20 protein-coding genes are annotated in these 24,570 nt (G+C 71.9%); 10 read left to right on the top strand and 10 right to left on the bottom strand.

All coding sequences use genetic code 11. The features are described from left to right. Positions 1–83 precede the first annotated feature (83 nt). The gene (locus ABZT47_RS26375) at positions 84–1,157 is read right to left on the bottom strand and encodes an LLM class flavin-dependent oxidoreductase (protein WP_354847380.1); all 1,074 of its coding nucleotides are present in this window, start codon (positions 1,155–1,157) and stop codon (positions 84–86) included. Positions 1,158–1,349: 192 nt separating this feature from the next. Between ABZT47_RS26375 and ABZT47_RS26370 the strand changes: the two genes are divergently transcribed. Next, entirely contained in the window at positions 1,350–1,895 is a 546-nt protein-coding gene (locus ABZT47_RS26370; protein ID WP_354847377.1) for a GNAT family N-acetyltransferase, read from the top strand. Between the two features lie 152 nt (positions 1,896–2,047). Here ABZT47_RS26370 and cimA read toward each other — a convergent pair whose 3' ends face one another. Then, complete coding sequence (gene cimA / locus ABZT47_RS26365) at positions 2,048–3,622, bottom strand: citramalate synthase (RefSeq protein WP_354847374.1); 1,575 nt, start codon at positions 3,620–3,622, stop codon at positions 2,048–2,050. 516 nt (positions 3,623–4,138) lie between these two features. Here cimA and ABZT47_RS26360 point away from each other — a divergent pair. Then, on the top strand, positions 4,139–4,705 hold the full coding sequence (locus tag ABZT47_RS26360) for a Uma2 family endonuclease (RefSeq protein WP_354847371.1): 567 nt from the start codon (positions 4,139–4,141) through the stop codon (positions 4,703–4,705). Positions 4,706–4,748: 43 nt separating this feature from the next. Here ABZT47_RS26360 and ABZT47_RS26355 read toward each other — a convergent pair whose 3' ends face one another. The 3 genes from ABZT47_RS26355 to ABZT47_RS26345 form a co-directional block, all read right to left on the bottom strand. Continuing rightward, entirely contained in the window at positions 4,749–5,846 is a 1,098-nt protein-coding gene (locus ABZT47_RS26355; RefSeq protein WP_354847368.1) for a branched-chain amino acid aminotransferase, read from the bottom strand. Positions 5,847–6,052: 206 nt separating this feature from the next. Then, positions 6,053–7,117 (bottom strand): 3-isopropylmalate dehydrogenase, encoded by a 1,065-nt coding sequence (locus ABZT47_RS26350; RefSeq protein WP_354847364.1) that lies wholly within the window; start codon positions 7,115–7,117, stop codon positions 6,053–6,055. A gap of 68 nt (positions 7,118–7,185) precedes the next feature. Beyond that, entirely contained in the window at positions 7,186–8,391 is a 1,206-nt protein-coding gene (locus ABZT47_RS26345) for an ROK family protein (protein ID WP_354847361.1), read from the bottom strand. A gap of 126 nt (positions 8,392–8,517) precedes the next feature. Between ABZT47_RS26345 and ABZT47_RS26340 the strand changes: the two genes are divergently transcribed. From ABZT47_RS26340 to ABZT47_RS26325, 4 genes are read left to right on the top strand one after another with little or no spacing between them, the layout of a single operon-like run. Beyond that, positions 8,518–9,624 carry a substrate-binding domain-containing protein gene (locus tag ABZT47_RS26340; protein ID WP_354847358.1) on the top strand — a complete coding sequence of 369 codons (1,107 nt, stop codon included), beginning with the start codon at positions 8,518–8,520 and terminating at the stop codon, positions 9,622–9,624. Further along, on the top strand, positions 9,625–10,344 hold the full coding sequence (locus tag ABZT47_RS26335) for an ATP-binding cassette domain-containing protein (RefSeq protein ID WP_354847355.1): 720 nt from the start codon (positions 9,625–9,627) through the stop codon (positions 10,342–10,344). Then, complete coding sequence (locus ABZT47_RS26330) at positions 10,341–11,534, top strand: sugar ABC transporter permease (RefSeq protein ID WP_354847352.1); 1,194 nt, start codon at positions 10,341–10,343, stop codon at positions 11,532–11,534. The genes ABZT47_RS26335 and ABZT47_RS26330 overlap by 4 nt, the downstream gene beginning before the upstream one ends. Continuing rightward, positions 11,531–12,463, top strand: coding sequence for an ROK family protein (locus ABZT47_RS26325; RefSeq protein WP_354847349.1), 933 nt, complete (start codon positions 11,531–11,533; stop codon positions 12,461–12,463). Before ABZT47_RS26330 ends, ABZT47_RS26325 begins: the two co-directional genes overlap by 4 nt. A 100-nt stretch (positions 12,464–12,563) precedes the next feature. Here the strand turns inward: ABZT47_RS26325 and ABZT47_RS26320 are convergent, their stop codons facing one another. Further along, the gene (locus tag ABZT47_RS26320) at positions 12,564–12,686 is read right to left on the bottom strand and encodes a hypothetical protein (RefSeq protein WP_354847347.1); all 123 of its coding nucleotides are present in this window, start codon (positions 12,684–12,686) and stop codon (positions 12,564–12,566) included. A gap of 546 nt (positions 12,687–13,232) precedes the next feature. Beyond that, on the bottom strand, positions 13,233–14,822 hold the full coding sequence (serA, locus tag ABZT47_RS26315) for a phosphoglycerate dehydrogenase (RefSeq protein ID WP_354847344.1): 1,590 nt from the start codon (positions 14,820–14,822) through the stop codon (positions 13,233–13,235). Between the two features lie 479 nt (positions 14,823–15,301). Between serA and ABZT47_RS26310 the strand changes: the two genes are divergently transcribed. Together ABZT47_RS26310 and ABZT47_RS26305 are read left to right on the top strand one after the other, a co-directional pair. Continuing rightward, positions 15,302–16,201: a hypothetical protein gene (locus ABZT47_RS26310; RefSeq protein ID WP_354847341.1), complete on the top strand. Its 900-nt coding sequence runs from the start codon at positions 15,302–15,304 to the stop codon at positions 16,199–16,201. A gap of 602 nt (positions 16,202–16,803) precedes the next feature. Next, a complete protein-coding gene (locus ABZT47_RS26305; protein WP_354847339.1) occupies positions 16,804–18,195 on the top strand; it encodes an MFS transporter in 1,392 nt (463 codons plus the stop codon). Between the two features lie 86 nt (positions 18,196–18,281). Here ABZT47_RS26305 and ABZT47_RS26300 read toward each other — a convergent pair whose 3' ends face one another. From ABZT47_RS26300 to ABZT47_RS26290, 3 genes are all read right to left on the bottom strand, one after another. Further along, positions 18,282–20,846: an ABC transporter permease gene (locus tag ABZT47_RS26300; protein ID WP_354847336.1), complete on the bottom strand. Its 2,565-nt coding sequence runs from the start codon at positions 20,844–20,846 to the stop codon at positions 18,282–18,284. A 176-nt stretch (positions 20,847–21,022) separates the two neighbouring features. Next, complete coding sequence (locus tag ABZT47_RS26295) at positions 21,023–21,721, bottom strand: ABC transporter ATP-binding protein (protein ID WP_354847333.1); 699 nt, start codon at positions 21,719–21,721, stop codon at positions 21,023–21,025. Next, positions 21,711–22,295 (bottom strand): PadR family transcriptional regulator, encoded by a 585-nt coding sequence (locus tag ABZT47_RS26290; RefSeq protein WP_354847329.1) that lies wholly within the window; start codon positions 22,293–22,295, stop codon positions 21,711–21,713. Before ABZT47_RS26290 ends, ABZT47_RS26295 begins: the two co-directional genes overlap by 11 nt. A gap of 89 nt (positions 22,296–22,384) precedes the next feature. Here ABZT47_RS26290 and ABZT47_RS26285 point away from each other — a divergent pair, with 89 nt between their 5' ends. Then, positions 22,385–22,927, top strand: coding sequence for a DUF1707 and FHA domain-containing protein (locus ABZT47_RS26285; protein ID WP_354847326.1), 543 nt, complete (start codon positions 22,385–22,387; stop codon positions 22,925–22,927). Between the two features lie 298 nt (positions 22,928–23,225). Beyond that, positions 23,226–24,518 carry a threonine--tRNA ligase gene (gene thrS, locus ABZT47_RS26280; RefSeq protein WP_354847323.1) on the top strand — a complete coding sequence of 431 codons (1,293 nt, stop codon included), beginning with the start codon at positions 23,226–23,228 and terminating at the stop codon, positions 24,516–24,518. Positions 24,519–24,570: the final 52 nt, after the last annotated feature.

Here is a 24,570-nt window from a genome sequence, read left to right as displayed (position 1 = left end):
TTCGGCGGTCCACGCGCCCGTCGCCGCGCCGCCCTCACCGGCAGACGCGCTCACCGCTCCCCCGCCCTCACCGGTTGACGTGCTCATCGCTGCGCCGCCTTCAGGGACTCGTGCGTCGGAGCGTCCGGGATGTGTGCCGGTCGGAGGGACGCGAACTCCTTGCGGAGGACCGGAACGACCTCCTCGCCGAGGAACTCGATCTGGTCGAGGACCGCGTGGTGCGGCAGGCCCATGCCGTCCACGTTGAACAACTGCCGCTGGTAGTCGCCGAAGTCCTCCCGGAACCGGAGCGTCCGGTCGATGATCTCCTGCGGGCTGCCCACCGCCAGGGGCGTCTGCCGCATCGTCTCCTCCAGCGACGGCCCGTTGCCGTACGTCGGGGAGTTGTCGAAGAACGGCCGGAACTCGGCGATCGCGTCCTGCGACCTTCGCCGCATGTAGACCTGCCCGCCGAGTCCCACGATCGCCCGGTCGGCCGGCCCGTGCCCGTAATGCTCGAAGCGGGTGCGGTACAGCTCGATCATCCGGCGCGTGTGCTCCTTCGGCCAGAAGATGTTGTTGTGGAAGAACCCGTCGCCGTAGTACGCGGCCTGCTCCGCGATCTCGGGGCTGCGGATGGAGCCGTGCCAGACGAACGGCGGCACGCCGTCGAGCGGGCGCGGGGTCGAGGTGAACGACTGCAGCGGGGTGCGGAACCTGCCCTGCCAGTCGACCACGTCCTCGCGCCAGAGCCGGCGCAGCAGGGCGTAGTTCTCCACGGCGAGCGCGATGCCGTCGCGGATGTCCTTGCCGAACCACGGGTAGACCGGGCCGGTGTTGCCCCGGCCCATCATCAGGTCGACCCGGCCCTCCGCCAGGTGCTGGAGCGTGGCGAAGTCCTCGGCGATCTTCACGGGGTCGTTCGTGGTGATCAGCGTGGTCGACGTCGACAGCAGGATCCTGCTGGTGCGCGCCACGATGTAGCCGAGGATGGTGGTGGGCGAGGACGTCACGAACGGCGGATTGTGGTGCTCGCCCATCGCGAAGACGTCGAGACCCGCCTCCTCCGCCTTCAGCGCCGTCTCCACCATCCGCTTGATGCGCTCATGTTCGGTCGGTGCGCGCCCGGTGGCGGGATCGGGCGCGATGTCGCCGACCGTGAAGATGCCGAACTGCACGGCGATCACCTTTCAGGAGTAGGCCGTGACCGATGGTTCGGTCACGTCCCGATGAAAGCGCCGCGACGATGACAGCCGCTGCACGTCCGATTCACGCGCCCTGCACGCCCCGCGCGAAGCGCACCACCTGCAGGACCGCGTCACGCGAGATCATTTGCGGGACGTGCCGCGCATCGACCGCTGGGAGGCTCCGTGGATGAGGTGTCCGTCCGGGACATGACGGTGGAGGACGTCCCGGCGGTGTCGGCCGTCCGGGTCACCGGCTGGAAGACCGCGTACGCGGGGATGATCCCCCGCGAGTTCCTGGACCTGATGACCGTCGAGGCCGACAGCGAGTACCGCAGGAGCGCCTTCCGGAGCGACTCCCCGGTACAGAACCTCGTCGCGGAACGGGACGGGACGGTGGTGGGCTGGGCCGCGCTGGGCCCCTGCCGCGACGAGGGCTGCACGGCCCTGGACGGGGAGATCTACGCGCTGTACGCGTTGCCGGACGCGATCGGCACGGGCATCGGCCGCGCGCTGATGCGCGAACTGCTCGCCCGCGCCGACCGCGCCGGGTTCACCACCCTGCGCCTTTGGGTGCTGGAGGCCAACCGCCGCGCCCGCCGCTTCTACGAGCGCGCCGGCTTCCACGCCGACGGGGGACGGTCGCTGTGGAACATCGGCCGGACGTCGGTCCCCGAGGTCAGCTACATCCGCGATCTCGGCGACTCCGGCGCCCGGCCGGCAGCGGGCTGAGCCCTGTGTGACGGGCCGAACGCCAGGCCGGCCGAGCGGCACACGACCGGCTGAGCGGCACACGACCGGCTGAGCCCTGAAGAGCCGGCCGAACCCTGAACAACCGGCTGAGCCCCGCACACTCGGTTGAACGAAGCCCGGCCGGCCGAGCGCTACGCGGCGTGGCCCGCCCGCAGGAGGCCGTAGGTCACGGCCTGCTCGAGCGCCTGCCAGGAGGCCTCGATGATGTTCTCGTCCACGCCGACCGTCGCCCACTCGCCGCTGGCGTCGCTGGAGGTGACCAGGACGCGGGTGACGGCCCCGGTGCCGTGGGTGCCCTCGACGATGCGGACCTTGAAGTCGATCAGCTCCACCTCGGCCAGCTCGGGGTACAGCTTCTCCAGGGCCAGGCGGACGGCGCGGTCGAGCGCGTTGACCGGGCCGTTGCCCTCGCCGGTGGCGACGATGCGCTCGTCCTTGGCGTGCAGCTTGACCGTGGCCTCGCTGACCACGTCGCCGCCGGGGCGCCGTTCGACGATGACCCGCCAGGACTCGACGGTGAAGTGCCTGCGCCGCTCGCCGGTCACGGTGTCGCGCAGCAACAGCTCGAAGGAGGCGTCGGCGGCCTCGAAGGTGTGCCCGCGCGACTCCAGGTCCTTGACCCGGTCGACCAGTTCGCGCGACTGCTGGGAGGTGAGGTCGTAGCCGAGTTCCTTGCCCTTCAGCTCCACCGAGGCCCGCCCGGCCATGTCGGAGACGAGCATGCGCATGTCGTTGCCGACCTGGGAGGGGTCGATGTGCTGGTAGAGGTTCGGGTCGACCTTGATCGCGCTGGCGTGCAGCCCGGCCTTGTGCGCGAACGCCGAGACGCCGACGTAGGGCGCGTGGGAGTTGGGCGTGACGTTGGTGACCTCGGTGATCGCGTGGGCGATGCGGGTCATCTCGGCCAGGGACTCCCGGGGCACCAGGTCGAAGCCCCGCTTGAGCTGCAGGTTGCCGACGACGGTGAACAGGTTGGCGTTGCCGGAGCGCTCGCCGTACCCGTTGGCGCAGCCCTGGACGTGGGTGGCGCCCGCCCGCACGGCGGCCAGGGTGTTGGCGACGGCGCAGCCGGTGTCGTCGTGGCAGTGGATGCCGATGCGGGCGCCCGTGCCTGCCGCCTGGTGGACGACGTCGGCCAGTTCGTCGGGCAGCATGCCGCCGTTGGTGTCGCACAGCGCGATGACCGAGGCGCCGGCCTCGGCGGCGGTGCGCAGCACCTCCAGCGCGTAGGCCGGGTTGGAGTTGTAGCCGTCGAAGAAGTGCTCGGCGTCCAGGAAGACCCTCTGCCCCTCCGCGCGCAGGTGGGAGACCGTGTCGCGGATCATCGCGAGATTCTCCTGCAGGGTCGTGCGAAGGGCCAGTTCGACGTGCCGGTCGTGACTCTTGGCGACAAGGGTCACGACCGGCGCGCCGGATTCGCGCAAGGCGGCGACCAACGGGTCGTCGGCCGCCTTCACTCCGGCTCGGCGGGTCGCGCCGAACGCGGCGAGCTGCGCGTGCTTCAGGTCGAGCTCGGTCCGAGCCCGCCGGAAGAATTCGGTGTCCTTGGGGTTGGCCCCCGGCCAGCCGCCTTCGATGAAGCCGACGCCCAGGTCGTCCAGGTGGCGGGCCACGGCGAGCTTGTCGGCGACGGTGAGGGACAGCCCCTCCTGTTGCGCGCCGTCGCGCAGCGTCGTGTCGTACACATGGAAGCGGTCGTCGGCCATGGTTTGTCTCCTTCGCGGGGTGCCTTCTTGCGTTCGCCGCGCGCGATGTCCGCCGTCGGGCCCGGAAAGCCGGCCCAAACAAAAAGACCCCTCACGGACGTGAGAGGTCTGCGCGCCGGCGGTGTCCCTTTTCAGCCAGCGCGCCTGCTGATAATGAGCAGACCGTAGAACATGGTGCCCGTAGTCTGCCACATGCCGCCACCATATGGCACATCGATCTCACCATCCGGACGTCCGCCGTCACCGCCGCCCCGGCGGCCCCACCGCCATCCACAGGCGTCCTCGATTTCCGGCGGGCCGTAACCCATCCCCCTTACCCTAAGCGACGGCAAAGCGACGTTACGCAACCCACCTGGAGGGGATGATGCACCTATGGCCAAGGTCCTGGACAAACCACAGAAAGCCGACCCAGCGGACGATCAGGACGCGCGGACTGACGACTCCGCCCGAGAAGACCGGGAAGATTGGGAAAACAGGGAGACGAACCTCGTCGCGACTTCGGACACCCCACCCGATGTGGCCATCGAGCGGCTCGGCGACCATGCGGAGCTGGAGAGCATCTACTACGAGACCGGCGCCCGTCTCGAGAGCAGGCGCAAGGTCGAACTCGTCAACGGCCGGGTCGTGGTGAGAGAGGTGCCCACCGCCGAACACGCGAGGATCGTCTACCGGCTGCTCCTCCAGCTCATCCCCATGGTGACCGAGCGCGGCTGGGAGATCCTGCCCGACATCGCCATCTTCCTGGGCCCTCAGATGGACCGCTATCGTCCGGACGCCACGGTCGTGCCCGCCGATCCGCCGATGTGGCAGCCGGACGAGGTGTACGCCCACGCGACGCTTCTGGTCGCCGAGGTGGTGTCCAAGAGCAGCACGCACGACGACCACATCGTCAAGCCGGGCCAATGCGCGGTGGCGGGCGTGCCGGCGTATCTGGTGATCGACACCTTCGAGGGCAGGGCACGACTGCTCAGCCACCCCCACGAGGGTAGGTACGGGCAGGAGGTGTCAGTGGCGCTCGGGGAGCCTCTGGCGTTGCCGGAGCCCTGGCGGCTGACGATCGACACCGCCAAGCTCGTCGGCTGAACGGCAGGACCCGCCCGGCCGTGGCGGCCGGGCGGGCGATGGGTCAGCAGATCTTGTGGACCCAGTTGTGGGGGTCGGGGCGGGTGCCGTACTGGACGCCCATGAGTTCGTCGCGGAGTTGGAGGGTGAGCTTGCCGGGGGTGCCGTCGCCGACGGTCCAGCCGCCGTCGACGCCCTTGACCGAGCCGACCGGGGTGATGACGGCGGCCGTGCCGCAGGCGAAGACCTCGGTCAGCTCGCCGGACTCGCAGCCCGCGCGCCACTCGTCGATGGAGATCTTTCCCTCCTCGGCGGTCAGGCCGAGGTCGTCGGCCAGGGTGAGCAGCGAGTCGCGGGTGATGCCGGGCAGCAGCGTCCCGGTGAGGTCGGGGGTGAGCAGGCGGTCGCCGAAGACGAAGAACAGGTTCATCCCGCCCATCTCCTCGACGTAGCGGTGCTCGAAGGCGTCGAGCCAGACGACCTGGTCACAGCCGTTCTCGACGGCCTGCCGCTGCGCCACGAACGCGGCGGCGTAGTTGCCGCCGCACTTGGCGAACCCGGTGCCGCCGGGCGCGGCGCGGGTGTAGTCCTGCGACAGCCACACCGAGACCGGCTTGACGCCGCCGGAGAAGTACGCCCCGGCCGGCGAGGCGATCACCATGTACCTGTAGGTGCGGGAGGGGTAGTTCACCCCGAGCGCCGGCTGGGTCGCGATCATGAAGGGGCGCAGGTAGAGGCTGTGTCCCTCGGTGGTCGGCACCCAGTCGCGGTCGGTCTGCACCAGCAGTTCCAGCGACTCCACGAAGGTCTGCTCGGGCAGCTCGGGCATCGCCATGCGGGCGGCCGACCGGTTGAAGCGGGCCGCGTTGGCGTACGGGCGGAAGGCCACGATCGAGCCGCCGGACTGCCGGTAGGCCTTCAGCCCCTCGAACAGTTCCTGGGCGTAGTGGAACACCGAGGTGGCCGGGTCGAGCGTCAGCGGCCCGTACGGGGTGAGGCGTGCGTCGTGCCAGCCGCGTCCCTCGGTGAAGTCGATGGAGATCATGTGATCGGTGAAGGTCTGCCCGAAACCGGGGTCCGCCAGTACGCGCTCGCGCTCGGCCGGAGTGCGAGCGGCGCCGGAGAGCTGCACGTCGAAGCTGAGCTGTTGAGCGGTCGTCATGTCGGATCCTTCTCTGCTCTGTCGGTCGCGCCTGCATCCATTCTGCGACGGACCAGGTAACGGGAAACTACTGCATCAAATGGGCATACGGGAGTGTGTCGGTATGGCCTTGCCCCGGTGGCTCACCTGGTGCGCAGAACGCGAAAACGCGCACGGCGGCCCCGGGCGGGGGCCACCATGCGCGTCGGTCGGCGTAGGGCAGCCCCTCAGCCGGTTACTCGTGCGGTGATGTCGTCGCCGATCTCGCGAGTGGTGCGCGAGACCCAGTCGGCCTGGCGCTCGACGAGGTCGACGGCCACGGCCTGCTCGATGCGGGCGGCCTCGGCGGTCAGCCCGAGGTGGTCGAGCATCATGGCGACCGACAGGATCGCCGCCGTCGGGTCGGCCTTGCCCTGCCCGGCGATGTCGGGAGCGCTGCCGTGGACGGGCTCGAACATGCTGGGCGCCCAGGACGCCGTCCCGGGTGTCGCGGGGTTGACGTTGCCGCTGGCGGCCAGGCCGATGCCGCCCGCGACGGCCGCGCCGAGGTCGGTGAGGATGTCGCCGAACAGGTTGTCGGTGACGATGACGTCGAAGCGCTTGGGGTCGGTCACGAAGAACATGGACGCGGCGTCGACGTGGCAGTAGTCGGTGGTGATCTCGGGATACTCGGCGGAGACCCGCTCGACGACGCGGGCCCACAGATCGCCCGCGTAGGTCAGCACGTTGGTCTTGTGGACCAGCGTGAGCTTCTTGCGGGGACGGGTCATGGCCTTGTCGAAGGCGTAGCGCACGACGCGCTCGACGCCGAAGGCGGTGTTCAGGCTCTCCTGCGTGGCGATCTCCTGCGAGGTGCCGCGGCGCATGACGCCGCCGGCGCCGGCGTAGGGGCCCTCGGTGCCCTCGCGGACGACGATCATGTCGATGTCGTCGGGGCGGGCCTTGCCGAGCGGGGTCTCGACGCCGGGGAAGAGCTTGACCGGGCGCAGGTTGACGTAGTGGTCGAGCTCGAAGCGCAGCTTGAGCAGCAGCTCGCGCTCGAGGACGCCGGGCGGCACGCTCGGGTGACCGACGGCGCCCAGCAGGATGGCGTCGTACCCGCGCAGCTCGGCCAGGGTCTCCTCGGCCAGGATCTCGCCGGTGGCGTGGTAGTGGGCGGCGCCCAGCGCATAGGTGGTGGTCTCCACCTTCAGACCGAGGGCCTGGAGGACCTTCAGCCCTTCCGCGACCACTTCACCGCCGATGCCGTCTCCTGGGATGACGGCCAGACGGATGTCGTGAGAATCCCGCATGCACGTAGCCTACCGGTCCGTCTCGACGGCCGGGCACGTCATCTCACCGCTCGGACACGATCGGCGCGTCAGAGCGGGGGAACCTGGGCGACGGCTCGTTCGAAGACCAGGTCGCGGGCCGCGGTGAGGCCCACGGCCATCGCGCCGAGCAGCACCGCCTCCGTGCCGAGGTCGGACGCCTCGATCATGGGGACGCGCAGCGCCACCAGGTCGCGCAGGCAGTCGGTGACCGGGCCGATCAGCAAGTCGCCCGCCTGGACGCCGATGCCGCCGCCCAGCACGACGAGCTGGGGGTCGAGCACGGCGATCACCCCGGCCAGGGCGTGCGCGATGTGGTCGGCCTCGATGGCGACGACCCGGCGGGCGACCGGGTCGGCGGCCCGGGCGGCGTCGAAGACGTCCTTCGCGCTGGTCACGCCCTCCATGCCGAGCCGGGTGGCGAGCGCGACCACGCCGTCGGCGGACGCCACGGACTCCAGCATGCCCCTGCCGCGGTTGACCAGCGGGTCCCCCTCGCCGACCGGCATGTAGGAGATCTCGCCGGCGGCGCCCTGCGCGCCGCGGTAGAGCTTGCCGTCGATGACGACGCCCATGCCGATGCCGGTGCCGATCCAGACCAGGGCGAAGTGGTCGACCCCCTGGCCGAGGCCGTAGGCCCCCTCTCCGACGGCGGCGAGGTCGACGTCGTTCTCCACGACGTACGGCGCGTCGGCGGCGACGCCCGCCAGCAGTTCGATCGCTCCGGGCCGGTCCCAGCCGGGGAGGTTCGGGGCGAGCTGGAGCGAGCCGGTCTCCTTGTCGTGGATGCCGGGCGTGCCGAAGACCGTCAGCGTGATGTCCGCGAGCGCCGCGTCCGCCTCGTCGACCAGTTCGCGGGCCAGGCCGCCCAGCCAGGCGACGAGCTCGTCGGGGGTCTCGCCGCCTCTGCGGTGCTCGTCCCTGCGGGCTGCGATGTCGCCGACCAGGTCGGCCAGGGCCAGCCGGACGAACTCCCTTCCGACGTCGACGGCGAGGACCCAGCCGGCCTGCGGCCGGATCTCGTACAGCAGGGCGGCGCGCCCGGTGTTGCCGGCGCGCAGGCCCACGGGCCGTACCAGGCCGGCGCGTTCGAGATCGGTCAGGGCCATGGAGATCGTCGGCTTGGACAGCCCGGTGGCCTGCGCGAGCTCGGGCCGGGACACCTTGCCCAGCTTGAAGATCTCCGCGAAGACCGCGCGCTCGTTCATGACGCGCAGCACCGCTGTCGTGCTGGCCGTACCGCCGCTGCTCACCACGCCCCCAGATTGGCACAGGCCGCCTCGTGTCACGGTCGCGCGCAAGTTTGTTAAAGACCTTGCCAAACGCGGCCCGCGAAGTCCAGCATGCTGCCAAGAACTCCTCGAACCACCTGAGAGGCAAGCATGAGGGCGAAATGGTTCGCGGTCCCCCTGGTCGCGGCGGCACTGGCGACAGGCTGCGGCGCTTCCACCGGCACGACCACCTCAACCACCGGACAGGCCGGCACCGGCGGCGAGAACGGCGAGAAGGCCCCGACCATCGCGCTCTTCCTCCCCGAGTCCAAGACCACCCGGTACGAGTCCTTCGACCGGCCGCTGTTCGAGGCCAAGGTGAAGAGCCTGTGCCCCGACTGCCGGCTGCTGTACTCCAACGCCGACCAGGACGCCGCCAAGCAGCAGCAACAGGTCGAGGCGGCCCTCACCCAGGGCGCCGACGTGCTCGTGCTCGACGCGGTGGACGCCGCCGCGGTCGCACCCCTGGTCAACCAGGCCAAGCAGAAGAAGGTCCCGGTCATCGCCTACGACCGGCTGATCTCGGGCATCGGCTACGACTACTTCGTCTCCTTCGACAACGTGCGGGTGGGCGAGATGCAGGGCCAGGCCCTCCTGGACGCGCTCACCAAGAACGGCACGGCGGCCAAGGGCCAGATCGTCATGATCAACGGTGCGACCACCGACCCGAGCTCCGCCGACTACAAGAAGGGCGCCCACAACGTCCTGGACGGCAAGGTCAAGATCGGCCGGGAGTTCGACACCCCCGACTGGAGCCCCGACAAGGCCCAGCAGGAGATGGAGCAGGCCGTCACCGCCCTCGGCCGCGACCAGATCGTCGGCGTGCTGTCCGCCAACGACGGCATGGCGGGCGGCGCGATCGCCGCGATGAAGCGCGCCGGGTACAACCCGACGCCGCCCATCACCGGCCAGGACGCCGAACTGGCCGCCGTCCAGCGCATCCTCACCGGCGAGCAGTACATGACCATCTACCTCGACATCAGGAGCGAGGCGGAGAAGTCGGCCGAACTGGCGGTGGCGGTCGGCAGGGGCGAAAAGCCCGCCGCCGCGACCACGGTGAACAACGGCACCGCCGACATCCCCGCCTTCCTGCTCGACCCGATCGCGGTCACCGCGGACAAGGTGAAGGACACCATCGTGAAGGACGGCTTCTACAAGGCCGCGGACATCTGCAAGGGCGAGACGGCCGCCGCCTGCGCCAAGGCGGGCATCAGCTAGATGATCCGCGCGAAGGACATCTCCAAGCGGTACGGCGCGGTCCAGGCCCTGGAGGGCGTGAGCCTGGACCTGCGCCCGGGCGAGGTGGTGGCGCTCGTCGGCGACAACGGCGCGGGCAAGTCCACCCTGGTCAAGGCCATCTCCGGCGTCATCTCCCCCGACAGCGGTGAGATCACCATCGACGATCGCCCGGTCCGCGTCGGCAACCCGCACGACGCGCAGGCCATGGGCATCTCCACCGTCTACCAGGACCTCGCCCTCTGCGAGAACCTCGACGTCGTGGCCAACCTGTTCCTCGGCTCGGAGCGGCGGCGCTGGTCCGTGCTCGGCCACATCCGCATGGAACGGGCGGCCCGCGACCTGCTCACCCAGCTCGACGTGCGCATCCGCGACATCCGGGTGCCGGTCGCCATGCTGTCGGGCGGACAGCGCCAGTCGGTGGCGATCGCCCGCGCCCTGATCGGCGAGCCCCGGCTGGTCATCCTCGACGAGCCCACCGCCGCCCTCGGCGTCGAGCAGACCGCCCAGGTCCTCGGCCTGATCCGGCGGCTGCGCGACCGCGGGCTGGCCGTCCTGCTCATCTCGCACAACCTGGCCGACGTCCGTGCCGTCAGCGACCGCGTCGTCGTGCTGCGCCTCGGGCGCAACGCCGGGGAGTTCCGTACGGCCGACACCTCACAGGAGTCCATCGTGGCCGCCATCACCGGAGCCGCCGCATGAGCTCGACGACCGTGCGGCCCGCGCACAAGCCCTACAGCCCGAAGCGGGCCGTGGAACGGATGCGGCGCGGCGACCTCGGCGCCTGGCCCGTCGTCGGCGGCCTGATCGCGATCGCCGTCGTGTTCGGATCGCTGAACGAGCACTTCCTGTCACCGGAGAACCTGACCAACCTGGCCCTGCAGATGGCGGCCACCGGGACGATCTCGCTGGGCATCATCATGGTGCTGCTCCTCGGCGAGATCGACCTGGCCGCCGGCTCGGTGAGCGGCCTGTGCGCGGTCATCATGACCATCATGAACGTCCGGCAGGGCTGGAACCCGCTGCTCGCCATCGTGGTGGCGGTCGCGGCGGGCGCGGCCATCGGGCTGGTGCACGGCCTGCTGTTCACCAGGGTCCGGATGCCGTCCTTCGTGGTCACGCTGGCCGGGCTGATCGGATGGCAGGGGCTGCTGCTGTTCCTGCTCGGCGAGCGCGGCACCATCAACCTGCCCTTCGACGGATTCGTGGCGAAACTGAGCGACACGTGGCTGCCGCCGTGGCTCGCCTGGACGCTCGCCGTGGCGCTCGTCGGCGCCTACGGCGGCTCCCTGCTGCTCGGGCGGCGGCTCCGGATCGCCGCCGATCTGCCCGTCGGGCCCGCCTCCTGGGCGGTGGTGCGCGCCGGCCTGCTCGCCGTGGTGCTCGCGGCGGCGGTCATCGTGCTGCAGGCCGACCGGGGCGTGCCGTTGCTGCTGGTCATCTTCGCGGCGCTCGTGGTGATTCTGGACCTGGTGCTGCGGCACACCGCCTTCGGGCGCTGGATGTACGCCGTGGGCGGCAACCCCGAGGCGGCCCGGCGCGCGGGCATCAACGTGACCCGCATCCGCGTGCTCGCCTTCGTGCTGTCGGGAAGCCTCGCCGCGTTCGGCGGCATCCTGGCGGCCAGCCGCCTGTCGGCGGTCAACCAGAGTTCCGGCGGCAGCGACATGCTGCTGATGGCCATCGCGGCGGCCGTCATCGGCGGCACGTCTCTGTTCGGCGGGCGGGGACGGACCTACGCGGCGCTGCTCGGCATCCTGGTGATCCAGGCGATCACCAACGGCATGCTGCTGCTGAACCTCGACTCCTCGGTGCGCTACATGGTCACCGCGAGCGTCCTGGCCCTGGCCGTGGCGATCGACTCGCTGGCACGCCGCGGAAGCACCCCGTGAGCCGGCGGGTCCTGCTCGGCATCGACTTCGGCGGCACCAAGGTCGCCCTCGCCACCGCCTCGGCGGACGACGTCGACCGGCCGCTGCGCAAGGTGCGGCTGCCGACCCGGGGCGACGAGGGCGCCCAGCAGGTGCTGCGCAGGTCCCTCGACGCCGCCGCCGAACTCGCGGGCCGGTCGGGAACGCTCCAGGCGGTGGGGGTGTCCACGTTCGGGGTGATCAGGGGTGAGACGGTGCGGCTCGCGCCGACCGTGCCCGGCTGGGAGGGGCTGGAGCTTCCCCGGCTGCTCCGGGAGGAGTTCGGCGACACGCCGGTCGCGATCGACAACGACGTCAACGCGGCGGCCGCCGCGGAACTGCGCTGGGGCGCGCTCCGCGGCGTCGGAACGGGGCTCTACCTCAACCTCGGCACCGGCCTCGCGGCGGCGCTCGTGGTCGACGGGAGGGTGGCGCCGGGGGCGCACGGCGCGGCGGGCGAGATCGGGTACCTGCTCGGCGAGCCGGGGGACCCCGCGTTCAGCGAAGGCCACGCGCCGCTCGAGGAGATCATCTCAGGGCACGCGCTGGCGCGGCATGGAGCGGCGCTTCTGGGACGGCCGGTGAGCGCCGCCTCGCTCTTCGAGGCCGGCGACGATCCGGCGGTGCGGGCGCTGCTGGACAGGGCCGTCGCGGCACTGGCGATGGCGGTGGCCAACGTGTGCGTGGTGCTCGACCCCGAACGCGTGGTGGTCGGCGGCGGGCTGATGGGCGCGTCGCACCACATCATGCCCCGGCTGACGGCCGAGATCCGCCGGGCGGTCCCGTTCCCGCCCGAGATCACGGCGGCCAGGTTCGTCGACGACGCGCCGCTGTTCGGCGCGCTGGCGCTGGCGCTGACCGCGAGCGGCCGCTCGGTACGGGAAGACGCGAGCCGGCCGGGAGGGGCGTGACCGCTGGTCGTCCAGCGGGCCGTGGCGGTCTCCAGCGGGCCGCGGGTTTCTCCGGCGGGCTGCCGGTTCTCCAGCGAACCGTCAGTTCTCCGGCAGGCGGTCAGTTCTCCGGCAGGCCGCCGTTGTCGCGGCGGTCGAGCGCCGTCTGCACGGGGTCGGGCGTCTCGTCCTCGTGGCGGTGCTCTTCGGTGGTGGGATTGTTCCAGGGATACATGTCGTACATGGCACGTCTCGCTCGCTGGTGGGCATGCGCGCGTCGGCGCACGCGGTCGGATGGGTCGGACGGAACTTCGACGAATCTCGATGACCTCGGCGGAACCTCGACGGACCTCGACGGACCTCGACGGACCTCGACGGACCTCGGCGGAACCTCGATGAACACGGTGAAACAGCCGGATGGACTGGATCGACTGGATCGCGCGGATCTCGGATCGCGAACCCGCACTCCGGGCGGCTCCCCGCTCCGGGTCACGGAACGGAAGGGCCGCGGGTCTCACGGCCGGGCGAACGGCGGCATCACCGCGGCGGGTCGCCGGCCTGCCCTTATCAGGCCCCGCCGCGGCAGGCAAGGACTACGAGTACCTGGCGCGTCATCTCCGACCACGTTACCTGCCAGTAGCGAGCCTGTCTGCTAGGAAGACCTAGTATCTCGATATGTGAGACGACAAAGGCCCGCCACCCGGACGGGCGGCGGGCCTTCGGCCATCGCTCAGCGCGCGAAAAGGGGTGCCGGCCTCCCGCGGAACCGAGCCGGGAGGCGGCGGGGCGATCAGTCGGCGAGGTCCACCGTGCGGCCGCCCTCGGCGCCGATCTCCTGGGCGATCTGGTCGACGACCTCGGCCGGGATGGAGGAGTCCACGGTGAGCGCGATGAGCGCCCGCCCGCCCTTGGCGTCCCGCGAGACCTGCATGGAGGCGATGTTCACCTCGCGCTCGCCGAGGATCTTGCCCACGATGCCGACGATGCCCGGCCGGTCGGCGTAGGTGAAGAACGCGAGGTGCTCGGTCGGCTCGATCTCCATCTGGAAGCCGTTGACCTCGACGATCTTGGTGATCTGGCGCGGCCCGGACAGCGTGCCGGACACCGACACGGTGCGGCCGTCGGCCAGCACGCCCCTGACGGTGACGACGTTGCGCCAGTCGGGGCTCTCGTCGCTGGTCACCAGCTCGACCGTCACGCCGCGGTCCTTGGCGAGCAGCGGGGCGTTGACGTAGGTCACCGAGTCCTCGACCACGTCGGTGAACACGCCCTTCAGCGCGGCCAGCTCGAGCACCCGCACGTCATGGGCCGCGATCTCGCCGCGGATCTCGACGTCCAGGCGGGTGGCGACCTCGCCCGCGAGGGCGGTGAAGACCCGGCCGAGCTTCTCGGCGAGCGGCAGACCCGGCTTGACGTCCTCGGCGACGGCGCCGCCCTGGACGTTCACGGCGTCCGGGACGAACTCGCCGGCCAGCGCGAGCTTGACGCTGCGGGCGACCTGGGTGCCGGCCTTCTCCTGGGCCTCGTGGGTCGAGGCGCCGAGGTGCGGGGTCACCACGACGCTGTCGAGCTCGAACAGCGGGCTGTCGGTGCAGGGCTCCTTGGCGAACACGTCGATGCCGGCGCCGGCGACCCTGCCCTCCTTGATGGCGGCGTAGAGGGCGGCCTCGTCCACGATGCCGCCGCGGGCGACGTTGACGATGCGGACCGACGGCTTGACCGTGTGCAGCTCCCGGTCGCCGATGAGCCCGATGGTCTCCTTGGACTTGGGCAGGTGCACGGTGATGAAGTCGGCCTGCTTGAGCACCTCCTCCAGCGAGACCAGCCGCACGCCCATCTGCGCGGCGCGGGCCGGCTGCAGGTAGGGGTCGTAGGCGATCAGCTCGACGCCGAACGGGGCCAGGCGCTGCGCCACCAGCTGGCCGATGCGGCCCAGGCCGAGGATGCCCACGACCTTCTCGTCGAGCTCGACACCGGTGTACTTGGAGCGCTTCCACTCGCCGTTCTTCAGCGCGCCGTGCCCCTGGGCGACGTTGCGGGCGCTGGCGAGGATCAGGGCGACGGTGTGCTCGGCGGCGCTGGTGATGTTGGAGGTCGGCGCGTTGACGACCATGACACCGGCCTTGGTGGCGGCTTCCACGTCGACGTTGTCCAGGCCGACCCCGGCTCGGGCGACGACGCGCAGGCGGGGCGCGTGGGAGAGCGCCTCGGCGTCCACCTGGGTGGCACTGCGCACGATCAGCGCGTCCACCTCGGCGAGAGCGGGCAGGAACTGCGAGCGGTCGGCGCCGTCGGTGTGACGGACCTCGAAGTCCGCTCCGAGCACGGCCAGACCAGCTTCGGACAGCTCCTCTGCGACCAGGACGACGGGCTTGTTCACGGGTAGTCCTTTGGGAAGTGCGGATGCACGGACAAGGTTCGAGTCTATCCGGGCTTGTGAAAGCACTCACGAGCGTCCGCCATCCGAGACGCCTCGCCGCCCGCGGCCACACGGGCATCCAGGACGACCGACCACGATCGGGCCGCGCGGGGTCCGGAACGATCGGCCACACGAGATTCTGCGGCCGCCTGCGGCCGGCCCGGTAGGCCGCGGGAACCTTCTTGGCGCCATCGAGGCCAGAAACGTCCACTATGTGAGACGATTTCGCCGCCATCGACCGCTTCGCGAGGCACGCCGACCTGGGCGTTCTGTCCGGTATGCGAGGTTATTCGGCTCGGCCGAGCCGTCCAGCATGTGAGACGTGGGGCGCTTACCCACCTGCGCGGGATTCCACGCGCGAGCCGCCATCTTGGTATTGCTCACAACATTTCTTGACGATTAGGCTGATAAGCCGTGTCCTACTACCTATCGTTTGTCGTATGAGCATCGGGAACCCCGCTCTCGGAGAAGTGCTCGCGCAGCACGGCAGCCCGCACCGACTACTGGCGGCTCTTGCCGAGTGGGGCATCCTGGTGGCCGTGCGCCCCGACCGGTCCGTCGTGCTCGGCACGACGCAGGCCGGTGATCGCGTCCTGCTCGGGTACACCGGTCCGAGCACCTACGCACGGCACCGCGGCAACCACTCGTTGTCGGCGTGCGACGCCGACACCATCCTCGACATCCAGCGCGTCACCGGTGTGCGGGAGATCGTCATCGACGCGGCGGGACCGGCGGCGGCGGCCGTCCCCATCGAGGACCTTCAGCGCTATCTCGCCTCCACGCGGAGCGGCCAGCACGCGCCGGCCCTGTCCAGCGCGTCGCCCACGGCCTACGCCACCGGCGCGATGGCCACGGTGTCCCGCCACAGCACCGTGCCGAGCGCGCCGGCCTTCGGGCGGAACGAGACGCTGACCGCCCCCGTGGCGCAGAGCGCGCACGAGGCCCCCGCGAGGGCGTGGATCCCCGCTCCGCGCCCCCACCTGTCGGGGCCGATGCAGCAGGTCGATCCCGGGTACAAGCGGTGCGCCCATCCGATCCTGCCGGCGCTGCGCGTGGCGATCTCGGAGCTGCTGCGCGACTTCCCGCTGGTGCACCACGTCTGGATCTCCGAGGCCCGCACGGTCTCCGGCTCCTCGGGGATCATGCTGCACGTCAAGGTGCACACCCGTGACGCCGAGGACATCGTCCGCGACCTGCACCGCATGGTCCGCGCCCGGCTGCCGCAGCTGGCGGCCAGCGAGGCGCCGGTTCTCATGGCCCGCGTGGCGGACGCCAACACCGAACGCCGCATGATCGAGCTCGGCGCCCACGTCGTGTGCGCCGACGTCTCCGACTGCTGACCCCGGCCGCCACTGATCCCCGGCCACCGTCGAGCCCGGCCGCTGCCAATCCCCGGCCGCCGTTCCACGGCCGCCGTCGAGCCCGGCGCGGCCGGGGACGGGCGACCGCCCGCCGTCCCGTCCCCGCGCCGCGCTCTGACTCCGGTTCCTGACTTTCCGGCCCGGCCCGCGCCGCCTCCCGGAAGCCCCGAAACGACCGGGCCCGCCGCCTTGACCACGCCTCGGCGAAACGCCGGTCAAGGCCGAAGGGACGGTCCACGGGAGCCGGCGGACGACCCGGAGCCCGGACCGCCGGAACCCCCGGCCGAACGGTGTGGCGAAGGGCGCCGGACGGGACGGCGAGGACGACCGACGGGGCATGCGATGAACCGGTACGCGGACCGCCGAAGTGCCGCCCGGACGGTGTGACCGGGACGGCGCCGGAGGGCACGGCAGGGACGGCCCACGGGATGCCGGACGGGACGGCGAGGACCGCCGACGGGGTGGCGGCATGGCTGGCCGAGCGGGCCGGGCAGGGCAGGCGGGGTGGCGCCGCACGATCGTCACCGAGCTGCGGCCCGGGAGGGCTGGCGGCCAAACGCTTGCTGGTCTGTAATGGCGCAATGGTTCCTTCGACCACGGCGACTCCCGTCACGGCCGTCCCGCGAAGCGTCCGGCTCGGTTACGGTGTGGGCTCGTTCTGCACCGCCACCTTCAGCGCCATCCCCGGCCTGCTGCTGCTGTTCTACATGACCAACATCCTGGCGGTCCCGGCGCTGCTGGCCGGCGTCGTGGTCTTCGCCCCCAAGGCGTGGGACCTGGTCATCAACCCGCTGGTCGGCCAGTGGTCGGACCGCACCGTCTCCCGCTGGGGCCCGCGGCGGCCCTGGCTGCTGGCCGGCGCGGCGATCCTGCCGGCGGCCTTCGCGCTCACCTTCTCCGGCCCGCCGCTGACCGGCACCCCGGCGGCCCTGTTCGTCGGTGCCTTCTTCCTGCTGGCCGCCACCGGGTACGCGTTGTACGAGGTGCCGTTCAAGGCGATGCCCGCCGAGATGACCGGCGACTACCACGAGCGCACCTCGCTGCTGCAGTGGCGCATGATCTTCGTGGCGCTCGCCATCGCGCTGAGCGGCATCATCGCGCCCGCCATCGCGGCGCATTCGCTGGACGGCTACCGCACGATGGGCATCGCCTTCGGGGCGCTGCTGCTGCTGTCCATGCTGGCCTCCTTCTTCGGCACGGCCAAGGCACCGATGACCGGCGCCGTCGAGCCGGAGTCGAGCCTGCGCACCCAGCTCGCCGCGGCGCGGGCCAGCCGTCCGTTCATGTGGCTGCTCGGCCTGTCCAGCGCCCAGACGCTCGCGGCGGGGGTGATGCTGGCCGGCGCCCCGTACTTCGCCTCGTACATCGTCGAGGACGTCTCGGCCACCAGCACCCTGTTCGCCGCGCTGGTGGGGCCCATGCTGATCACCATGCCGCTGTGGGTGTGGGCGGCGCGCAAGATGGACAAGCGGGGCGCGATGCTCCTGGCCGGCGCGCTGTTCCTCGTCGGCGGCCTGGCGGTCGCTCTCACCCCGGTCTTCGGCGCGCTCTACGCCCACCTGGCGACGCTGGTGATCGGCGTCGGGTACGCCGGCCTGCAGCTCCTGCAGTTCTCCATGCTGGCCGACGTGATCGCCCACGACTCGGCACGCAGCGGCAAGCGCAGGGGCGGGGTGTTCACCGGCCTGTGGACGGCCGTGGAGAGCGCGGTGGCCGCGCTCGGCGCCGCGGTGGTGGGCGTGGTGCTCGCGGCGGGAGGCTTCGTCTCCTCCGACCCCGAGCACCCCGTCACCCAGCCCGGCAGCGCGCTCACCGCGATCATCCTGGCGCAGGCCGTCATCCCGGCCGTCATCGTCGGCCTCGGCATCTGGATGACGGTCAAGTACGACCTCACCGCCGACGACCTGGCCAAGGCCGACACCGCCGAGCCCGCCACCGCGGACGGCACCGCCTCCCGTGGCACCCTGGCCTGACCCGGCCTGCTGGTCGACGGCCCCTGCCCCGTGTGCGAGGGCAGCGGCCGCGGCCCTTGCGCCCCGCGCCCGGCGAGCCGGCCGCCTCAGGTCGTGCGGCGAGGCGGTGTGACCCGGGCTCGGGTGAACGCCGCGGCGACCAGACCCGCCAGCAGGGGCAGCGCGACCACCAGCGCGGCGATGGAGCCCCACGGAACGGTGATGGGGTTGTAGACCCGAACTCGGTGCGCGATGGACGTCGATTCCATGGCGGCCACGCCGAGGGACAGACCCGCGAGCGTGCCGGCGGCCATCCCCGTCACGGCCACGAACCACGCCTGCCCGAGCGTCACCAGCCGCCGCAGGCCGGGCGGCGCGCCCACCGCGCCGAGCGTGGCCAGGTCCGGCCGGGCGTCGGCCACGGCCAGGCCGGTGGCGGCGAACGTCCCGCCCAGGACCAGGACGACGGCCGTCCCCGCCAGGACCAGCAGCGTGACCTCCATCGGGTTCACCGGGCCCCGCTCGACGTAGACGTAGACGCCGGACCGCCATGCCTTTGCCAGGCTCTCGACCTTGTCCACCTCCTCCGGCGTCACCCGATGGCGGCCGGGGTCGACGACGAACCCCGCGAGCCGCGGCCGGAAGCCGAGCTCCGTCGCCGTCCGCGTCGGCACCAGGACGTTCGCGACGGCGGCGCGAACCGCGCGCACCTCGACGGCCGGCACGCTGACCTCTCGGGGCTCACCGCCGAGCACGCGCAGCCGCACCGCGCCCGCACGCACCGCGCCGGGCCGGAACACCAGGACCTTGCCCGCCGCCAGGGCGGCCGCCGCTCGGGGGTCGTCGCGGCCGGCGAGATAGCGTGCCAGGTCGGGCCCCCCGATGCGGGAGGCGTTGCCATCGTACGGGCTTCCGCACTCCGTCCTGATCGCGCAGTCGGCGAGCTGCATCCCGTAGGCGTCCACGTTGTCCGCGGGCCGGTACACCTCGGCCAGCGGCACTCCCGGCAGCGCGCTCCGCAACGCCGTGCGCACGCGTTCGGCCCGCTCGTCCGTCGGCTGGCCGATGTCGACCGTCAGTGCGCCGGCCACCTCCTGGGGGTGGTAGTCGTGCAGCCAGCGTGTCTCCGCGCTGGCCGCGGCGATCATGCACCCTGCCAATCCGGCCGTCGCGGCGGCCACGGCGGCGACCGCCGGGGCGGTACGTCCCCGGTTGCGCACCGCGTCCCGCGCGGCCAGCCGGAACGGCAGCGGCAGGCGGGCGGCGAGCCGGCCCGCGACCCGCACCAGCCATGGGGTGAGCAGGACGAGCCCCACCATCGTGCAGAGCGCTCCGGTCGCGAGGCTGAGGTCGCTCAGCAACGAGATGACGCGGCGGTTCGCTCTCCAACCAAGAGTGATCACGAAGCCGGCTGCGACGAGCGCGAGGCCGGCCAGAGGAAGGCCGTTCCGGACGCGGGCCTGCGCCGGCCGCCCGGCCAGCGCCGCGACGACGTCGGCGCGGGCGGCCCGGCGGGCGGGCACCACCGCGGCCGCCACCGCGCTGCCCAGGCCGAGCACCGCGACCGCGGCGACATAGCGGATCGGCACCTCGTACGGCCCGGCGACGGCGCCGTTCACGCTCTCCAGGATCGGGACGGCGGCGCGTGCGACGGCGAGCCCCGCCGCCACGCCGAGCACCGTGGCGACACCGCCGAGCACGAACCCGTCGGCGAGCACGATGGACCGCAGGTGGCGGGCGGAGCCGCCCTGCGCGGCGACCAGCGCCAGCTCGCGGCGGCGGCGCCGGATGCCCACCGCGAACGCGGGACCGGCCAGCAGGACGATCTCCAGCACCACCATCGTCACGACCAGCCCGCCGACGGCCAGGTCCACGGGTCTCATCCTCGGAGCCGACCGGATGCGCCATGAAGTCCCGGAATCCCTGCCGGTCACCACGGCGCGCGAGGTCACCGACAACCCCTCGGCGTTCAACCGCCGCACGTCCTTCCATCGCACGGGCCCCGGCGTGTCCACCAGCCATTCGACCGCTCGCTCGCGCGCCTCGGGCGCGGGGAGCGTGACAACCACGTCGAGGTCGAGGCGGTCGGCGTCGTCCACGATCCCGACGACCGGATGGTCGGTGGCCGAGCCGGACAGCCGGATGCGCGACCCGAGCGGAGCGCCGTGCCGGGCGAGCCAGGAGGACACCACGACTTCGTCCGGGTTCGCGGGGAACCGCCCCTGCCGGAGCGGATAGAGACCCCGAGTCAGCGGGTCACGCAGGTCGAGCTCGACCACCCTGGTGGGGTCGAGAGCAGGGCCCGTGTAGAGCTCCCGTCCGGGCGTGATCGGCACAATGCGGCTGCCCGGAGGCAGCAGTGCGGCCAGCCGGTCCGTCGTCACCGGCCGCGCCTTCTGCGCCGCCCGCGGATCCTTGAGTGTCCAGAATTGCCCCGTATCGTCCTGCTGCACCGGCCGGCCCGGCGCCCTGGCGACGATCCGCGCGTCCGACGTGCCCAGGTCGCGGTCCAGCCGCTCCTGAGGGGTCAGGTCGAAGGTCGCGAGGAGGACGGCCATCGCCGTGACCGCCAGGACGGGCAAGCCGATCATGATGACGACCAGGGCGCTCCTGCCCTTGAACCGCCGGGCGTCCCGCCAGGACAGCCGCAGGGCCGCTCGCAGCCCGCTCACGCGCGACCTCGTCCGTCTGCCGCTCCCGCGATCACCGGCCGTGCCCCCGCCGGCGCCGCCCTGTCCGGCCACGCGATCACCCCCGCCCGGCACGTTCGCACGGTCATCGCCACCGGGCGCCTTCGCCGGGTCACCCCCGTCCGGCCTGACCACGCCGTCTCCGCCGCCCCGCGCGTTCACGCGGTCACCGCCGCGGTGCTGTCGGCGATCACGCCGTCGCGCAGGAAGACGACGCGGTCGGCCCAGGCGGCCAGGCGGGGTTCGTGGGTGACCAGCAAGACGGCGGCGCCGGCGTCGCAGCGGGCGCGTAACAGGGCCAGGATGTCCTCGCCGGTCGCCGAGTCGAGGGCGCCGGTCGGTTCGTCGGCGAGCAGCAGCCGCCGCTCCCCCACCAGCGCGCGGGCGATGGCCACCCGCTGGCGCTGCCCGCCGGAGATCTCGTCGGGAAAGCGGTCGGAGACCTCGGCCACGCCCACCTCGCCGAGCACCGCCACCGCTTCCTGCCTGGCCTGGCGGGCGCGGACGCCGTCCAGCTCGCGCGGCAGCATGACGTTCTCGGCGGCGGTCAGCGAGGGGATCAGGTTGAGGTCCTGGAAGACGTACCCGACGTGCCGCCGTCGCAGGCGCGCCAGTTCACGGGCCGACAGCGCGCCGAGGTCGGCGCCCTCGACGGTGACGTCACCGGCCGTCGGGCGGTCCAGGCCGCCGGCGACGTTGAGCAGGGTGGACTTGCCCGATCCGGACGGACCCATCACCGCGACCAGCTCACCGGGGGCGACCTCCAGGCTCACGTCTCTGAGGGCGTGCACGGCTCCGGCGCCCTTGCCGTGGATGCGCGCCACGCCGGTGAGGCGGACGACGCGGTCAGTCGTCATTGGTGGTCTCCTGAGAAGTGGCGGGTACGGCCTCGATGGTCTCCGGGGGACCGGCGGACACGACCGTTTCCCGTGATGTGGCGAGCACGGCCTCGCAGTGGTCGAGCCAGCGCTGCTCGGCCTCGGCCTGGAAGATCATGGAGTCGAGCACCAGCCGCTGCGCGGCCCCGGTCACGGCGCGCTTGGCACGGGTGAGCTCCTGCAGGGCGCGCATGGTGGCGGTGCGCTGGGTCTGGACGACCCGCCGGACGTCGGCCGCGGGCGCGGTGACCGCCATCGCCAGCTTGATCACCAGCTCGTCCCTGGGCCGGTCGGCCTGGGCGATGGGGGTGGCGAACCACCGGTCCAGCTCCGACCGGCCCTTGTCGGTGAGCGCGTACACGACGCGTCCCTGGTCGTCCTGCTCGCCCGGCGCCACCATCCCGTCGCGCTCCATGCGCGAGAGCGTCGTGTAGACCTGGCCGATGTTGAGCGGCCAGGTCGCCCCCGTGGACGCCTCGAACTCGGCGCGCAGTTGGTAGCCGTACCTCGGCCCCTGTGACAGGAGGGCGAGCAGACCGTGCCTGATGGACATGAATACTGAGTATGCATACTCAGTATGCCCGCCGCAACAGATCCCGCATAATCTGGACACCTCACCGTTGCCAGCCTGATACTCGGGACATGAGCTCGACGCACCCGCCTGTGCGCGCCTCCGATGGGGACCGCGATCGCGCCATCAACGAGCTCCGCGATCACGCCCTCGAGGGTCAGATCTCGCACGACACCTTCCTCGGACGGGTCGACCGCGCGCTACGGGCCCGCAGCCAGGTCGAGCTCACCGATCTGGTCTCCGACCTTCCGCCGTCCGGGCGGTGGCGCCGCCGGTTGACCGAGGCCGTGGCCTCGGTGTCCGACCTGACCACGCGCATCGAGACGGCCTGGCGCCGCCCCCGGCTGCCCCGGCTGGCGCTCCCCGTCGACAGCCGCACCCGCTACGTCGTGGGCCGCGGCTCGGAGTGCGACCTGGTGCTGACCGACCTGACGGTCTCGCGCGTGCACGCCGAGCTGCGCCGCGAGACCGAGTCGTGGCTGCTGGTCGACCTCGGGTCGCTCAACGGCACGCGGCTTAACGGCTGGCGCCTGGTCGGCCCGGCCCGCGTCCGTGAAGGCGACGAGATCTCCTTCGGCGAGTGCGCCTTCGTCCTCGCCCCCCCGGTGGCCTGACCTCCTTCGTTCACCGACCGGCGCCGCGCTGCGGGCGGCGCCCGGACACCGAGGCCGAAGGCCGCATCGACCGATCACGGCCCGAAGGAAACGGGCGAGTCTCCAGAGACCCGCCCGTCCGTCCGTTCTCCGGACCATCAGTAAGCGACTCGTTACCGCGTGCCCGCCTCGCGGGCGTCTGCTACCGTGACCGGCATGAAGCGCGCTGGTTCGACGACGACGCCGAGGAGTGTCCCGGCGCGCTGACAGCTGACTCTTAGTCCGAAGCCCCGGGGCGAGTGCCCCGGGGCTTCGCCGTGTGGTCACCCGCCTCGACACCCGCGAGGAGACCACGATGCAGATGCACGACCACCGCAGACTCGGCCGAGAGCTCGGCCTGTTCGACACCGACCCGCTGATCGGCGCGGGGCTGCCGTACTGGCTTCCGGACGGCGCGGCCGTGCGGCACGCCCTGGAGGAGTACATCCGCGGCGCCGAGCGCCGGGCCGGCTACCGGCACGTCTACTCCCCCGTGCTGGGCAAGAGGGAGCTGTACGAGATCTCCGGGCACTGGTCCCACTACAGCGACGACATGTTCCCTCCGATGGACCTGGGGGGCGAGCAGGTCGTGCTGCGGCCGAGCCTGTGCCCGCACCACGCTCTGATCTACCGCTCCCGGGGGCGCAGCTATCGCGACCTGCCGCTGCGGATGGCCGAGCTGGGCGGCATGTACCGCTCGGAGCTGTCAGGGGTGCTGGGCGGGCTCACCCGCGTCCGGGCGATCCAGCTGAACGACGCGCACATCTTCTGCACCCTGGACCAGGTCGAGGAGGAGGCCGCGGCGGCGCTGGCGATGATCGTCAGGGCCTACCGCGCCCTCGGCATCCGCCCGGCCCGCTATCGGCTGTCCCTGCCCGGGCCGGGCGGCAAGTACGTCGCGGGCGCCGAGCTGTGGCGGCGCTCCACCGACCTGCTCGTCGGCGCGCTTTCGGCCTCCGGGCTGGACTACGAGGCCGTCGAGGGCGAGGCGGCGTTCTACGGCCCCAAGATCGACGTCCAGGTCGCCGACGGCGCCGGCCGTGAGTCCACCCTGTCGACCGTCCAGGTCGACTTCCACCAGCCCGAGCGGTTCGACCTGCACTACGTCGGCCCGGACGGCGCCCGGCACCGGCCGGTCATGGTGCACCGCAGCATCATCGGCAGCGTGGAGCGGGCCGTCGCCCATCTCATCGAGGTGCACGGCGGCGCCTTCCCCGCCTGGCTCGCCCCCACTCAGCTCACCGTCCTGCCGGTGTCGGAGGCCGAGGCGTCCCGCGCCGCCGGACTGCTGCGCCGCTGCGCCGAGCTGGGGCTGCGCGCCGAGGTCGCCGGGCCCGAGCACGGCAGCCTGGGAGCCCGCGTCCGGGCCGCCCGGCTGGTGCCCTACCACCTGGTGATCGGCGCCAGGGAGGCCGCCCGCGACGAGGTCGCCCCGCGCCTGCGGGACGGGCGCCGCCTGGACGCGCTGCCCGCCGCCGAGATGCTCGCCCGGGTGCGCGCCCTGGTCGAGGCGCACAGCACCGATCTGTGGGACGACGCCGCCGCCCCGGACGACCAGGGCGTCCGCCCCTGACACACCGGCGCCGACCGTCCAGGCTGCGGCGCCGGGTTGCGAGGATATGAGA

Origin of the sequence: Sphaerisporangium sp. NPDC005289, assembly GCF_040607455.1 — a bacterium.
Taxonomy (GTDB): Bacteria; Actinomycetota; Actinomycetes; order Streptosporangiales; family Streptosporangiaceae; genus Sphaerisporangium; species Sphaerisporangium rhizosphaerae.
The sequence above is the reverse complement of the archived record's forward strand: the minus strand, read 5'-3'. Positions and strand labels throughout refer to the sequence as shown.

Coding starts and splice junctions, on each gene's coding strand:
- ABZT47_RS26305 (WP_354847339.1), top strand. CDS start 16,804: ATGGTTCCTTCGACCACGGCGACTCCCGTCACGGCCGTCCCGCGAAGC.
- ABZT47_RS26330 (WP_354847352.1), top strand. CDS start 10,341: ATGAGCTCGACGACCGTGCGGCCCGCGCACAAGCCCTACAGCCCGAAG.
- ABZT47_RS26295 (WP_354847333.1), bottom strand. CDS start 21,721: ATGACGACTGACCGCGTCGTCCGCCTCACCGGCGTGGCGCGCATCCAC.
- ABZT47_RS26335 (WP_354847355.1), top strand. CDS start 9,625: ATGATCCGCGCGAAGGACATCTCCAAGCGGTACGGCGCGGTCCAGGCC.
- ABZT47_RS26320 (WP_354847347.1), bottom strand. CDS start 12,686: ATGTACGACATGTATCCCTGGAACAATCCCACCACCGAAGAGCACCGC.
- cimA (WP_354847374.1), bottom strand. CDS start 3,622: ATGGCCGACGACCGCTTCCATGTGTACGACACGACGCTGCGCGACGGC.
- ABZT47_RS26290 (WP_354847329.1), bottom strand. CDS start 22,295: ATGTCCATCAGGCACGGTCTGCTCGCCCTCCTGTCACAGGGGCCGAGG.
- ABZT47_RS26355 (WP_354847368.1), bottom strand. CDS start 5,846: ATGACGACCGCTCAACAGCTCAGCTTCGACGTGCAGCTCTCCGGCGCC.
- ABZT47_RS26350 (WP_354847364.1), bottom strand. CDS start 7,117: ATGCGGGATTCTCACGACATCCGTCTGGCCGTCATCCCAGGAGACGGC.
- ABZT47_RS26285 (WP_354847326.1), top strand. CDS start 22,385: ATGAGCTCGACGCACCCGCCTGTGCGCGCCTCCGATGGGGACCGCGAT.
- ABZT47_RS26310 (WP_354847341.1), top strand. CDS start 15,302: ATGAGCATCGGGAACCCCGCTCTCGGAGAAGTGCTCGCGCAGCACGGC.
- ABZT47_RS26340 (WP_354847358.1), top strand. CDS start 8,518: ATGAGGGCGAAATGGTTCGCGGTCCCCCTGGTCGCGGCGGCACTGGCG.